The sequence below is a fragment of the Nocardia sp. NPDC051911 genome (assembly GCF_040681035.1).
GTDB lineage: Bacteria > Actinomycetota > Actinomycetes > Mycobacteriales > Mycobacteriaceae > Nocardia > Nocardia sichangensis.
This window is the reverse complement of the sequence record NZ_JBFAXY010000032.1, coordinates 1-13698: the sequence shown is the minus strand read 5'-3', so window position 1 is coordinate 13698 and position 13698 is coordinate 1. Positions and strand designations below refer to the sequence as shown.

Below are 13698 nucleotides of genomic sequence, written 5' to 3'. Positions count from 1 at the left end.
GCGACGGACAGGTCATCGGATCGGCGCTGCGTCACCGCGCCGGCTGCTGCGGTGCAGCATGTGGACATGCTGGCCGATACGTCCGGTCTTCGCGCCCCCCGCTATTTTCACTGGCGAGAAGTGCGCTCGGACAGTCTCTTTGGTGTGGTGTGGTGCTGCCAAGGCCCGCATCCACCACCGTCCGAGACGCCGGGGCCTCGAGCTCGTCAGCATTTCATCCGCTATCCCGGCCTCGCCCTTGGGCGATCCCGCGGTCGCCGTTCGGGCCTGTCCATGGGTCCCACTTGGACGGGCGCGCCATCCGTTCGTCGACCACCCCGCCGCATCGAGGCGCGGCGCGCCCGCATGCGGGTCGCACTGGTCGCCGGACCGAATCGGCGCAGGTGACGCCACGGAACGACGGTGCGGTGCGGAAGCCGCGGACCGCATCCGGCGCGGCTGTGACGACCACCGCACCCGAGTTCGCCGTAGCGCCAACTACGCTGAAGCGAGTGAACACGCACGCACGGCTCGTCCAGGACTACGAGGCCGGTATCGGTGTCACCGCCTCGCCCATCTCCCCCGCGCCGGATCCGGGTAGCAATCTCGCCGCGACACTACCGGTCTGGGCACTCGCCGCCGGTTCGGTCGCGGCGCTGACCGCCGCGGCGAACCGCATGCGAGCGGCCCGCGGTCTGGCCCCGGTGGCGCATCGCATCGACCCGGCCCGCATCACCGCGGCCTTCTCCAGCGAGCGTCTCCTACGCATCGGCGGCCAACTGCCGACGCAGTTCGCCGACCTCTCCGGCTTCTTCCCCACCTTCGACGGATGGGTTCGCACGCACGCCAACTATCCGCATCACCGGGCGCGACTGCTCGCCACACTCGGCTTGCCCGACTCCGTGCCGGTCGATCTCGCCGTCGCCCGAATTGCGATGATCCGCGCCTCGGATCTGGAGGAACAGGCCTCCGCGCAGGGCGCTATCGCGGTCCGCGTCCGTACCGAGGAGGAGTGGACCGCCAGCCCGGAAGGACAGGCCGCGGCGGCGGGCCCCTTGGTCGCGATCGACCGGCGCGCCGACCGTGGGGAAGCCGGATTGCCTACGGGCGCCGCACCTTTGCAGCCGCTGCGGGGATTGCGTGTGCTCGATCTGACCAGGGTGATCGCGGGCCCGGTCGCGACGCGGGCGCTGGCTTTGCTCGGCGCCGAAGTGTTGCGGGTCGACCCGCCGCAACTGCCCGAGATCCCCTGGCAATTCGCCGACACCTGTCAGGGCAAGCGCTCGGCGTTGGTCGATCTGCGCACCAGTGGCCTCGATGATCTGATCGCCGCCGCCGATGTGCTGATCACCGGCTACCGCCCGGGCGCACTGGAGCGCGCCGGGGTGCGGGCCGCCGCCAGGCCAGGGCTGATCCACGGGCGGGTGTCCGCCTGGGGTGAAGCCGGGCCGTGGGGTGAGCGGCGTGGCTTCGACAGCATCGTGCAGGCCGCATCCGGCATCTCGATCCTGGAGGGCGCGCCCTCCGTGCCAGGAGCGCTGCCCGCCCAGGCGCTCGACCACGCCTCGGGCTACCTCCTCGCCGCCGGAGTGATCGACGCCTTGGTCGCGCGCGCGGGCGACGGCATCGGGCGGGACGTGCGTGTGGCTCTGGCCCGCACCGCGTCCTGGCTGCTCAGCGCCCCCGACCGCACACCGCGTCATCCGGCAGCCGCGGAGCCGAGCGCAGCGCAGGTGGTCCGGCACGGACAAGTCGTCACCGCGCCCCCCGTACTCCCCGAATACCCGGACTACGCCTGGCCCGCACCCACCTACGGCGCGGACCGTCCCGCCTGGCCGCTGCCGACCCACTGATCCGTCCCGCTGAGGCGCCGCGAAATCCTTCGCGGCGCCGACCAGTGGCGCTCGCGGTACCGCGCCTGCGCCCCATCCCCGTCGGAGCTGTCCAGGAGCACTAATCCTCGACCCCGGCCAGTGCGGCGACCGCCTGCGCCAGGCGGTCGCCGTCGGGGAGGTTCGCGTCCGGAGCGATGGTTTGCAGTACGCCGAGGCCCTGGACGAGTACGAAATACAGTTCGCCGATCGCCTCGGCCTGGTCTTCGCTCAGCTGCGGGTGCGCCTCCCGCAGCGCGTCCGCCATCTCCCGGTAGGCCCCGGGCAGGCTCTGCGCGAAGAACTTCCGCGACTCCGGCGCGCGGGCGACGCGGACCAGGTTCTCCATGCTCGCCAGCATGCTGTCGTGGTTCTCGGTGAACACCGCGGGCATGCCGTTCCACATCGTGGCGAACGCTGCCAGCGGCGTCACACCACTACCCTCGCGGATCTTCTGTTCCATGCTGTCGCCGATCGCGGTGCCCAGAGAGTCGGCCAGGGCCTCGGTGATCAGCTGGTCTTTCGAGCCGAAGTGGTAGCCGATCGCCGCCAGGCTCACACCGGCCGCCGAGGCGATGTCGCGGGCGGTCGCCTTGGCGACGCCCCGCTCGATGATGACTTTCCGTGCTCCCGCCAGCAGATCCTCGCGATTTCCCATGACTCGAGGCTACAACGTCTCAGACATATGTACCAGACGTATGTACTACCGCCTGCCATCACCGAGCTATCGGCCACCTCGGCGACGCCCCGGCACCCCGGCTCGCTAGTCTCGTCCCGTGCGGCAGAAGATCATCCTGGACGTCGACACCGGCATCGACGACTCGCTCGCGCTGCTGTACCTGCTCGGCTCCCCCGAGGCCGAGATCACCGGAATCGCCGCCACCGCGGGCAACGTTCCGGCGGCACAGGTGGCGGCGAACAATCTGGCCTGGCTGGATGTCTGCCACGCACCGGACATCGAAGTGGCGCTCGGCGCGGCCGAACCACTCGCGATCCCGCTGCGCACCACCGAGGACACGCACGGACCCCAGGGCATCGGGTACGCCGAACTCCCCCGGTCGGCTCGCCGTCTCTCGCCGCGATCGGCCGCGCGGATGTGGGTCGAGCTGGTGCGCGCGCATCCCCGGGAGATCGTCGGCCTGTGCACCGGGCCGCTGACCAATCTCGCACTAGCATTGCGGATCGAACCGGAGCTGCCGCTGTTGCTGCACCGCCTGGTGATCATGGGCGGCGCGTTCAACCATCCGGGCAACACGACGCCGACCAACGAGTGGAACGTGCACGTCGATCCGGAGGCCGCCAAGGAGGTCTTCGACGCGTTCGCCGCGGCCCCCGCGCAGCGCAGGCCGATCGTGTGCGCACTCGACATCACCGAGACCATCGAGATGCGGCCCGAGCACCTGGCCCGCCTCGCCGAGCGCGCGAAGAGTTATCCGGTGGAAATCGTCTCGCCCGCCGATCCGCCCGAGGCACGCTCGGCGGCGAGTAATCCGATCGTCCGGTACGTCACCGACGCGGTGCGGTTCTACTTCGATTTCCACCACGGCTACGACCTGGGCTACTTGGCCCACATGCACGACCCGTTCGCGGCCGCGGTGGCGCTGGACCCGGCGCTGGCCCGTACCCGCCCGGCGACGGTGGACGTGGAACTGGCCGGAACCATCACCCGCGCGACCACGGTCGCCGACTGGACGAGCATGTGGGGCCGGGAACCCAACGCCGACATCGTGATCGGCACCGACCAGGAGCTGTTCTTCGAGCGACTGATCGCCCGGGTCGGCGACCTCGCGCGCACGGTGCATCCGCCCGCCACACAGGAGGTCCGGTGACCGACGCCGACGACACGACCTACCTGGCCGCCTTCCGCACCCGGCTCGGGCTGCCCGGAATCATCGACGTCCATACGCATTTCATGCCCGACCAGGTGCTGCGGAAGGTGTGGGCCTACTTCGACTCGGCCGGTCCGTTGACCGGCCGCGCCTGGCCGATCACCTACCGCGCCGACGAGCAGGTCCGTTTGAAGACGCTGCGCGACTTCGGCGTTCGCGCGTTCACCGCTCTCGTCTACCCCCACAAGCCGGACATGGCCGCGTGGCTGAACGAATGGACCGCAGACTTCGCGGCACGCACGCCCGATTGCCTGCACACCGCCACCTTCTTTCCTGAACCACCGGCCGCGAGCTATGTGCGGGAGGCCGTCGAACGTGGCGCCCGCGTCTTCAAAGCGCACGTCCAAGTCGGCGGCTACCACCCGGGCGACCCGCTGCTGGACCCGGTGTGGGGCCTGCTGGAGGACGCGCGCGTTCCGATCGTCATCCATTGCGGTTCCGGCCCCGCGCCCGGAACGCACACCGGGCCGGACCCGATCGCCGGTGTGCTGCGGCGCTTTCCGCGCCTGCGGCTGATCGTCGCGCACATGGGCACGCCGGAGTACTCCGAATTCCTGGACCTGGCCGAGGCCTACGCGGACGTGCGGCTGGACACCACCATGGTGTGGACCGATTTCTCCGAGGCCGACGCCCCGTTTCCGGTGCACGAACACGGTAGGCTGCGCGCCGTCGCCGACCGCATCCTGTTCGGCAGCGACTTCCCGAACATCCCACATTCCTACGGTCATTCGATCGAGGCGCTCGAACGGCTGGATCTCGGTGACGACTGGTTACGCCAGGTCTGCTATCGCAACGCGGCGGCGCTGTTCGGCCTCGAATGACCGGTGTCGACCGGCTCGGGTCGCCATGACCGTGAGCCGCTGGGCCGTGCGGGCACCAGCCCGACCGCACCTGCCCGCAGCGGTCGTCACCTACGGCGTCTGGAACGGCCGAAGAACACGCTCTGCCTCGGCAGCAGCGGTCGGCGGCGGCTGCCGTCGAATGCCCGGCGTCGCCGGTGTGTTCGAATATCGGACGTGATCTCGAAGTCGATCGTGGTCGTCGTCCAGCTACTGGCCTGGCTTGCCGCACTGGCCGGGTGCGTGGGGCTCGCACTGCACTTCAGTGGGTCGCAGTCGCGGATGCTGGTCTTGGCGGCTTCGGGTGCGCCGTATCTGATGGGTTCTGCCGTGCTGGGGGCGGTGGCGTTCGTCGCCGTGCGGCAGTGGAGCGGTGCGGCGGTCGCGATCGTCGTCGTCGCCATCGCGGCGTGGACGCAAGCGCCGCTGTACGTCGGCCGTTCCGGCGACGCGGACGGGCACACCCTGACGGTGATGCAAGCCAATCTCCTTTTCGACGGAGCCGATCCCCGGGCGCTGGTCGACGAGGTACGCGCGAGGAACGTCGCCGTCCTCACCGTGAACGAACTCACGCCGACGGCAGTCGAGGAACTCGGCCGCGCGGGACTGGACCAGGTCTTGCCGTACCGGTTCGTCTCACCGGGAAGGACAGCGACCGGGACGGGAATATGGAGCAGCTACTCGCTGACCGAAACCGTCGAGTACGACGGCTTCGTACTGAACCAGCTGTCGGCGACCGCCGACGTTCCAGGCGTCGGCCCGGTCGCGGTGTACGCCTTCCATCCGGTACCGCCGGTGTACGGCACGCGGGTCTGGGCCGACGAATTGTCCCGGCTGCGGGTGATTCTCGACCGATCACCCGCGGATCGACCGGTGCTCACCGGCGGTGATTTCAACGCGACCTACGACCACCGGCAGTTCCGCGCGATGCTGTCCGGCCGCTTCGCCGACGCCGCCGAGCAGGCGGGCGCCGGACATCTGGTCACCTATCCGACCGACAAGCGGTGGCCGCCCCTGGTCGGTATCGACCACATCCTCGTCGCCGGCGGTAACGCGGTCGCGGTCGAGACCGTGGGACTCCCCGGCGCGGACCACCGTGCCTTGGTGGCGCGGATCCAGCTGACCGCGCGGTAGGCGTTGGATCGGATCCCGGCGGCTCAGCGGCCGTCGAAGGCGTTCAGCAGTTCCTCGGCGGCGAGCGCGGCGGTGAGGGTGCCGTCGCGGACCTGCTTCTCCACTTGCGCCCGAATGGCTTTCACGTCCGGGTTGTCCGAGAGCCTGCGCAGCAGCTGGTCGTGCACCATGGTCCAGGTCCAGTCCACTTGCTGGCGACGGCGCTTCTCGGCGAACTCCCCGGCGTCGGTGAGCACACGACGATGTTCGAGCACCGTGTCCCAGAACCGGTCCAGGCCGATGCCTTCCAAACCGCTCATGGTCAGCACCGGCGGCCGCCACAGCGCGTCGTGCGGGTGGATCAGCCGCAGCGCGCCCGCGAGTTCCCGGGCGGCGGCTCTGGCCTCGACCTCGTGTTTGCCGTCGGCTTTGTTCACCGCGACCAGGTCGGCGAGTTCGAGCACACCCTTCTTGATCCCTTGCAGCTGGTCGCCGGTCCTGGCCAGGGTGAGGAAGCAGAACACGTCGACCATGTTCGCGACGGTGACCTCCGACTGGCCCACCCCGACGGTCTCCACCAGGATCACGTCGTATCCCGCCGCCTCGAGCAGCACGATGGTCTCGCGTGTCGCCTTGGCGACGCCGCCGAGCGTGCCCGCCGTGGGCGAGGGCCGGATGTAGGCCTCGCGCTGCACCGACAGCCGCGCCATCCTGGTCTTGTCGCCGAGGATGGAACCGCCCGTCCTGGTCGAGGACGGGTCGACCGCCAGCACCGCGACCCGGTGCCCCCGCTCGATCAGATACATGCCGAGCGCGTCGATGAAGGTCGACTTGCCGACGCCGGGAACGCCGGTGATGCCGACGCGGTTGGACGGCGCGCCCCCCGCGCCCGCCTCCGGCGTCACTTTCAGCAGCAACTGCTGCGCCAGCGCACGGTGATCGGCCCTGGTGGATTCCACCAGCGTGATCGCCCGCGCCAGAGCGGCACGCTCGTCGGCGCGGACCGCCGCGGCGAGGGCGTCGACGTCGATCGCCCGGCGCGCGGTCACCTTCGGGGTGTCGCGCGCCGGGGAACCCGCTTCGCTCATTCCGTCGCGGCGGAATCCGCGGCGCCGCTGCCGAGTTCGTGACCGAGTTCGGCGCCGAGCTTCTTCAGCAAGTCGATCGCCGCGTCCGCGATCACCGTGCCGGGCGGGAAGATCGCCGCCGCGCCCGCCTGGTAGAGCTCCTCGAAGTCACCGGGCGGGATGACGCCGCCGACGATGACCATGATGTCGGGGCGTCCGACATCGGCCAGTGCCTGCCGCAGGGCGGGCACCAGCGTGAGGTGGCCCGCCGCCAGCGATGACACACCGACGACGTGCACATCGTTGTCGGCCGCCTGCTGCGCCACCTCTTCCGGGGTCTGGAACAGCGGGCCCACGTCGACGTCGAAGCCGAGGTCGGCGAAGGCCGTGGCGATCACCTTCTGTCCCCGGTCGTGGCCGTCCTGCCCCATCTTCGCGACGAGGATGCGCGGCCTGCGGCCCTCGGCCTCGGCGAATTCCTCGACCAGCTCGCTCGCCTTGGTGATGTTGGTGACCTTCCCTGCCTCGTCGCGGTACACACCGGAGAGGGTACGGATCTCCGCCTGGTGGCGGCCGTATACCTGCTCCAGCGCATCGGAGATCTCGCCGACGGTGGCCTTGGCCCGTGCGGCGTCGATGGCCAGCGCGAGCAGGTTGTTCGCCATGCCGCCCTCGGAAGAGGCCGCGGCGCGGGTCAATTCGGCCAGCGCCCGCCGTACCGCGTCGGGGTCGCGCTCGGCGCGCAGGCGTCGCAGCTTCTCGATCTGCTCGGCGCGCACCCGCGAGTTCTCGACCTTGAGGACCTCGACCTGCTGGTCCTCTTCGACCTGATACTTGTTGACGCCGATCACCGGCTGCTGGCCGGTGTCGATCCGCGCCTGGGTGCGCGCGGCGGCTTCTTCGATGCGCAGTTTCGGGATGCCCTCGCCGATCGCCTGCGCCATGCCGCCGTGCGCCTCGACCTCCGCGATATGCGCGCGGGCGCGGTCGGCCAGCTGGTGGGTGAGCCACTCGACGTAATACGAGCCGCCCCACGGGTCGATCGGGCGGGTGGTGTTGGACTCCTGCTGGATCAGCAGCTGGGTGTTACGGGCGATGCGGGCGGAGAAGTCCGTGGGCAGCGCCAGCGCCTCGTCGAGCGCGTTGGTGTGCAGCGACTGGGTGTGGCCCTGGGTGGCTGCCATCGCCTCGATGCAGGTGCGCGCGACGTTGTTGTAGGCGTCCTGCGCGGTGAGCGACCAGCCGGAGGTCTGCGAATGGGTGCGCAGCGATAGCGATTTCGCGCTCTTCGGGTTGAACTTCGCGACCAGCTCACTCCACAGCAGGCGCCCGGCGCGCAGCTTGGCGACCTCCATGAAGAAGTTCATGCCGATGGCCCAGAAGAACGACAGCCGCGGCGCGAACTTGTCGACCTCCATGCCCGCGTCGATGCCCGCCCGGATGTACTCGACGCCGTCGGCGAGGGTGTAGGCCAGTTCCAGGTCGGCGGTCGCGCCCGCTTCCTGGATGTGGTAGCCGGAGATGGAGATCGAGTTGAACTTCGGCATCTTCGCGCTGGTGTAGGCGAAGATGTCGGAGATGATCCGCATCGATGGCTTCGGCGGGTAGATGTAGGTGTTGCGGACCATGAACTCTTTCAGAATGTCGTTCTGAATGGTTCCGGCCAGCTGTTCCGGCGCGACGCCCTGTTCCTCGGCGGCCACGACGTACAGCGCCAGGATCGGCAGCACCGCGCCGTTCATCGTCATCGAGACGCTGACCTGGTCCAGCGGGATGTGGTCGAACAGCTGGCGCATGTCCAGGATCGAGTCGATGGCGACGCCCGCCATGCCGACGTCACCTTGCACCCGCGGATGATCGGAGTCGTAGCCGCGGTGGGTCGCCAGGTCGAACGCGACCGACAGACCCTTCTGGCCCGCCTGCAGGTTGCGCCGGTAGAAGGCATTCGAGTCCGCTGCGGTGGAGAAACCCGCGTACTGGCGGATGGTCCACGGCTGGTTGACGTACATCGTGGGGTACGGACCGCGCACGAACGGCGCGACACCGGGCACGCTGTCGAGCGGATATCCTGCGGCCGCGATCGCGTCCCGGTCGGCCTTGGTGAACACCGGCGGCACGTCGATGCCTTCCGGGGTCGACCACACCAGCTGTTCGGGGGCGTACTGGTTGGCCGCCGCGGCCGCGCGCACGTACTCCGTCACCTGCGCCGCGTCGACCGCGGCGGGCTCCGGCGCGCGCTCGGCCAGCGGCACGTCGGCGAAACTACCGATCACGTGCTTGATCTCACGAGTGGTCATCAGGCTCCCACCTTCTCCAGCAGGCCGGACAGCGCGGCGACGGCGTCGATGCGCGCGGCGAGGAATCCGTCCGGGCGTTGCGCGTCGTCCAGGTCGGCGACGGCCTTCGCCGCACCCGCCAGCAGCACGGTGGGCACGCCCGCGGCGCGCAGTTGCCGCACCGCTTCACCCGCTTCCGATCCGTAGCGCGTATCCGAGCCACACAGCACCGCGATCGGCGCCCCCGCTTCGGCGGCCGCCGCGGCGATTCCGTCCACCGCGAGCGGACCCGGATTGATCGACTCGACGCCGCCCGAAGCCAGCAGATTCGCGATGAAGGTGACCCGGACGTTGTGCTCGGCCACCGAGCCGAGCGGCACCAGCAGCGCTTTCGGCCGCGCGCCGTGCTCCGCGAGGTAGGCGTCGGAGCGGTTGCGCAGCTGCTCGAACGCGGCGCCGTAGCGGGCGACCCGGCCGGTCTGCCGCGCCGCCTCGGACAGCGGCTGCTCGGCGAGGTTCGGGAATTCGTTCACGCCGGTGACGGCGGTCTTGCGGTGCGCGACATCCTCGTCGCGAGCGGCCTTGGTCGCCGCGACCCGCTCGGCGAGCAGCCCGGACTCCAGCGCGGCGAGGTAGCCTCCGGCCGCCTCGATCTCCTGGAGGAACTCCCATGCCTTCGCCGCCAGCGCGGCGGTGAGGTCCTCGATGTACCAGGAGCCCGCACCCGGATCCTGCACGTGGCCGAGGTGCGATTCCTCGAGCAGCAGCAGCTGAGTGTTGCGGGCCATCCGATCGGCGAACGCCTGCGAGACGCCGAGTTCGCCGGGCGGCAGGGCGGAGTCGAACGGCAGCACGGTCACGGTGTCGGCGCCGCCGATGCCCGCGCCGAACGCGGCGAGCGTGGTGCGCAGCATGTTCACCCAAGGGTCGCGCTGACTCATCATGGCGGCCGAGGTGACCGCGTGCTGGGGCGCGCCGCCGAAATCCGGTGCTCCGCAGACCTGCGCGACCCGCGCCCACAGCCGCCTGGCGGCACGGAACTTCGCGATGGTGGCGAACTGATCGTCGGTGGCGGCGAACCGGAACTCCAGCTGTCCCAGCGCGTCGGCGATGTCCAGGCTCTCCGTCAGCGACCGCAGGTAGGCCAGGCCCGCGGCGACCGCCGCGCCCAGTTCCTGGGCGTCGGAGGCGCCCGCGTCGTGGAAGACGGTGCCGTCCACGGTGATCGCACGCACCGTTTCCGGTCGTCGCGCCGCCTGTCCGGCCAGTGCGACGGCCTCGGCGAGACCGGTGTCGGCCGGTCCGGCGAAGCGGCTGGTCAGAGGCGCGGCACCGAGCGAGACCCGGATGCCATCGCGCGCCGGCGCGGTGTAGCCGTCGAGCGCCGTGAACACCTGCGCCGCCGCGTCGGCGACGTCGCCGCCCGCGTCCAGCGTGAGCGGGGCGAGTTCGAAGAGCAGGCCGGTCAGGGCGGTCGGCAGATCCGCCACCGGTACGCCGCGCTCGCCCGCACCGAGCCAGATCGCGCTGATCCCGTTCTCCAGCGCGGCCAGGATCTCGCGGTTCGCCACCGCGGCGTCGCGCTGGGCGAACCGGGCGCTGACGAACCAACCCCGGTGCACGTCGCGAGTGGCGTCCCGGCCGCGAACGAAGGGGAACGTTCCGGGCAGGGGCTGCTCCGGCAGCTCATCGCGCCGGGTGTAGAGCGGGGCGACCGTCAGCCCGTCATAGGTGGTCTCGTCGAGCAGTCGCTCGGGCTCCTCGGGAAGTTCGCTGACATCGACGCGGCGAGCCTTCGCCAGCACCCCGGCAACACCCTTGCGCCATGCGCCGTATTCGGGCACCGGGTCGGCCCCGGGATCTGAAGCAATCGGCATAGCTTGCTGTTCCTCTTCCTCACCACGGGCGCACCGCCAGTGCGCGCCCGATACCCTCACATTCGCCCAGCTCAGCGACTACTTCGGTTAACGGGCATTCGTCCCGCTTCCACTGATGCTAGCGGGCGGATTCCCAGCCGGTTGACCCTGCCCGCCACTACCAACCGGTAACCTGTCGCCCGTGACGAGGCTGATCCGTGACCCGCGTATCGTCGCGCTGATCGTCGGCGCGGTCGCGCTGTTCGGCGCGGCGCTGCTGGTCCCGCTGCCGTCGCCCCGCCAGGTGCAGGACTGGGCGACTTCCGTCGGCCCGGTCTTCCCGCTGCTGTTCTTCCTGGTCCACGCTCTGGTGACGGTGGCGCCGATCCCGCGCACCGTATTCACCGTCAGCGCCGGACTGCTGTTCGGCCCGCTGCTGGGCATCACGCTCGCGGTGAGCGCGACGACCGTCAGCGCGGCCCTGGCCATCGTGCTCATCCGCGCGCTCGATCGCAATCAGGTCGCCGCCCGGCTCACCCATCCCGCGGTGCGCGCCATCGATGAACGTCTCGCCCGCCGCGGCTGGCTGGCGGTCGGCTCGCTGCGGCTCATCGCGGCCGTACCGTTCTCGGTGATCAACTACTGCTGTGGCTTGTCCTCGATCCGGTTCTGGCCGTATCTGTTCGCCACGGTGCTGGGTGTACTGCCCGGCACGATCGGCACCGTCATCCTCGGCGACGCGCTCACCGGGACCACCCATCCGGCGATGCTCGCGCTGTCCGGCGCCTGCCTCGCGGTCGGACTGGCCGGTCTGGTCGTCGACGCGCGATGGAAGACGACAGTCCCCGCTTCGGTAGACATCGCCGAACCCATCGCGGCTGCCGACTGAGCATCGCTCGATCGGGGCCGATTCCACCGGAACCGGGGTCACGTCCACCACGGCCGCCGCGCAGCCGGACGCGAAATGCGGGAAATTCATCGGTGCCGAGAACAAGGACAAATCAGCAATAAGGGACCGAGCGCCCGCCACTCTCCAGGACACGGTTCGCATGCGGCACCGTAATTGATACTACAACGGCGCCATCGGACGAATCAGGCCGCAGTGCAGTTCGGTCGCTGCCGCGTCACATAAGCCTCTGCTGCGGCAGTTCCGCGCACCGGCCCTTATCAATTTCGTAAAGTCGGCAACTATTTGCCGCTCTGCATCGTGGTTTAGGTGTACGCGAACGAACCGGTCGGCTTAAACTGATTTCCGGTCGGGTCTGGAGGCAAGGTGATGACCGTTCAGCGACCGCAGTTCGACCCCGACCTTGGATCGAACACCGCACCGGACGTGTCGCCACCAGAGCCTGTACCGCTGTCAGCCGGACAGCGGGGGCTGTGGCTGGCGCAACGCTTGAGTCCGGACGTCCCGATATGCGAGGCCCAATACGTCGAGTTCCACGGCGAGCTCGATCGTGAGCTTCTGCGTTCGCTGATAATTCGCGCGGGTCACGAGTTCCAGTCAGGGTATTTTCGGCTGGTCGAGGTGGACGGCACCCCGCATCAACTGTTCGACCCGTCACTGGCTTCGACGGGGCCGGTAATCGATACGCGTGCCGAACCGGATCCCATGGCGGCGGCGTTGAAGTGGATGCACGACGAATACACCGCACCGCTGGATATGGCTCGGGACCGGTTGTGGGCGGGGGCGCTTCTGCAGGTCGGCGATCGGCATTACCTGTTGTACAACAGAGCTCACCACGTCGCGGTGGACGGCTACGCCGCGATGACGATGTTGAACCGGCTCGCGGAGTTGTACACGGCCGCCGTGGAGGAACGGCCGCCGGAACCGAACCGGGCGGCGGACCTTCGCACACTGTACGAGGCCGACCGCACGTATCGGGAGTCGAAGCGGTTCACAGACGACCAGGCATATTGGGTGGACAAGCTCGCCGATGTCGCCGATGACGAATCCAGTCTGGCGACCCGCTACGCGCCGCCGCGTGCGGACAGCGTGGTCGCGATGGCCGAACTGCCGACGGCGCTGGTGGTGCGGATCGCGGACGCCGCGAAAGCGCTCGACGCGAGCCCGGCCGCGGTGGTGATCGCCGCGTTCGGTTGCTATCTCGCCCGGATGACCGGCCGGGACGAGGTCCTCGTCGATGTTCCCGTCTCCGGCCGAACCACGGCCGTCCTGCGCCGGTCCGGCGGGGTGTTCGTCAACCTCGCGCCGCTTCCGCTCGCACTCGGCGCGGAAGACACGGCCGCGACGCTGGTACGGCGGGTCCAATCCGACTTGGTCGGAGCGTTGCGCCACCAGCGGTGCGGCCTCGCCGATATTCGCGCCGCCACCGGATCGCGCGGGCAGCGGCGGTTCGCGGGCCCGATGGTGAACGTCATGTTCTTCCCCCAGAAGATCCGCTTCGGCGAGTTGACCGGGGACTTCCACATCCTCAGCTCCGGGCCGGTCGAGGATCTCCTGGTCAACCTGTATCAGACCGGAGAACCGCCGCGGACGATCCTGCACTTCCTGGCCAATCCCGACCGCTACACCGGCCCCGAACTGTCCGCCCACCACAGCGAGTTCGTGGAGTTCCTCGACGAGTTCGCCGCCGCCACGCCGGCCACCGACCTCGCGCGGATCCACCCCGGCAGCGCGCGCGAAGCGGCCCGGATCCGAAGCCGCCGCGACGACCTCGCGTTCTGGCGCGACGCGCTCGCGGACCTTCCGGAGGAGTTGTCGTTGCCGGTGGATCGCCCCCGCCCCGCAGTGGCCTCCCACCACGGCGCCACCACCACCTACACCCTCGACACCGAACTCATCAC

10 protein-coding genes are annotated in these 13698 nt (G+C 69.6%); 6 read left to right on the top strand and 4 right to left on the bottom strand.

Annotated features, from left to right (window positions below; all coding sequences use genetic code 11):
• The first annotated feature begins 491 nt into the window (after positions 1-491).
• On the top strand, positions 492-1832 hold the full coding sequence (locus AB0L97_RS30505; protein WP_364436226.1) for a CoA transferase: 1341 nt from the start codon (positions 492-494) through the stop codon (positions 1830-1832).
• Positions 1833-1932: 100 nt separating this feature from the next.
• Here AB0L97_RS30505 and AB0L97_RS30500 read toward each other — a convergent pair whose 3' ends face one another.
• On the bottom strand, positions 1933-2508 hold the full coding sequence (locus tag AB0L97_RS30500; RefSeq protein WP_364436223.1) for a helix-turn-helix domain-containing protein: 576 nt from the start codon (positions 2506-2508) through the stop codon (positions 1933-1935).
• Between the two features lie 118 nt (positions 2509-2626).
• On the opposite strand from AB0L97_RS30500, the gene AB0L97_RS30495 reads away from it, so the two are divergent.
• From AB0L97_RS30495 to AB0L97_RS30485, 3 genes are all read left to right on the top strand, one after another.
• Positions 2627-3679, top strand: a complete 1053-nt coding sequence (locus AB0L97_RS30495; RefSeq protein ID WP_364436220.1) for a nucleoside hydrolase — start codon at positions 2627-2629, stop codon at positions 3677-3679.
• Positions 3676-4560, top strand: coding sequence for an amidohydrolase family protein (locus AB0L97_RS30490; protein WP_364436217.1), 885 nt, complete (start codon positions 3676-3678; stop codon positions 4558-4560). Before AB0L97_RS30495 ends, AB0L97_RS30490 begins: the two co-directional genes overlap by 4 nt.
• Before the next feature lie 195 nt (positions 4561-4755).
• Complete coding sequence (locus AB0L97_RS30485; protein WP_364436214.1) at positions 4756-5712, top strand: endonuclease/exonuclease/phosphatase family protein; 957 nt, start codon at positions 4756-4758, stop codon at positions 5710-5712.
• Positions 5713-5735: 23 nt separating this feature from the next.
• On the opposite strand, the gene meaB is transcribed toward AB0L97_RS30485, so the two are convergent.
• Genes meaB through AB0L97_RS30470 form a run of 3 tightly spaced genes read right to left on the bottom strand, consistent with a single transcriptional unit; the run spans position 5736 to position 10911 of the window.
• Complete coding sequence (gene meaB / locus AB0L97_RS30480; RefSeq protein WP_364436211.1) at positions 5736-6779, bottom strand: methylmalonyl Co-A mutase-associated GTPase MeaB; 1044 nt, start codon at positions 6777-6779, stop codon at positions 5736-5738.
• Positions 6776-9055 carry a methylmalonyl-CoA mutase gene (gene scpA, locus AB0L97_RS30475; protein WP_356969700.1) on the bottom strand — a complete coding sequence of 760 codons (2280 nt, stop codon included), beginning with the start codon at positions 9053-9055 and terminating at the stop codon, positions 6776-6778. The genes meaB and scpA overlap by 4 nt, the downstream gene beginning before the upstream one ends.
• Entirely contained in the window at positions 9055-10911 is a 1857-nt protein-coding gene (locus tag AB0L97_RS30470) for a methylmalonyl-CoA mutase family protein (RefSeq protein ID WP_364436206.1), read from the bottom strand. Before AB0L97_RS30470 ends, scpA begins: the two co-directional genes overlap by 1 nt.
• Before the next feature lie 181 nt (positions 10912-11092).
• Between AB0L97_RS30470 and AB0L97_RS30465 the strand changes: the two genes are divergently transcribed.
• Together AB0L97_RS30465 and AB0L97_RS30460 are read left to right on the top strand one after the other, a co-directional pair.
• Entirely contained in the window at positions 11093-11779 is a 687-nt protein-coding gene (locus tag AB0L97_RS30465) for a TVP38/TMEM64 family protein (protein WP_364436203.1), read from the top strand.
• Between the two features lie 387 nt (positions 11780-12166).
• On the top strand, positions 12167-13698 hold a 1532-nt coding region (locus AB0L97_RS30460), incomplete at its 3' end, for a condensation domain-containing protein (RefSeq protein ID WP_364436200.1).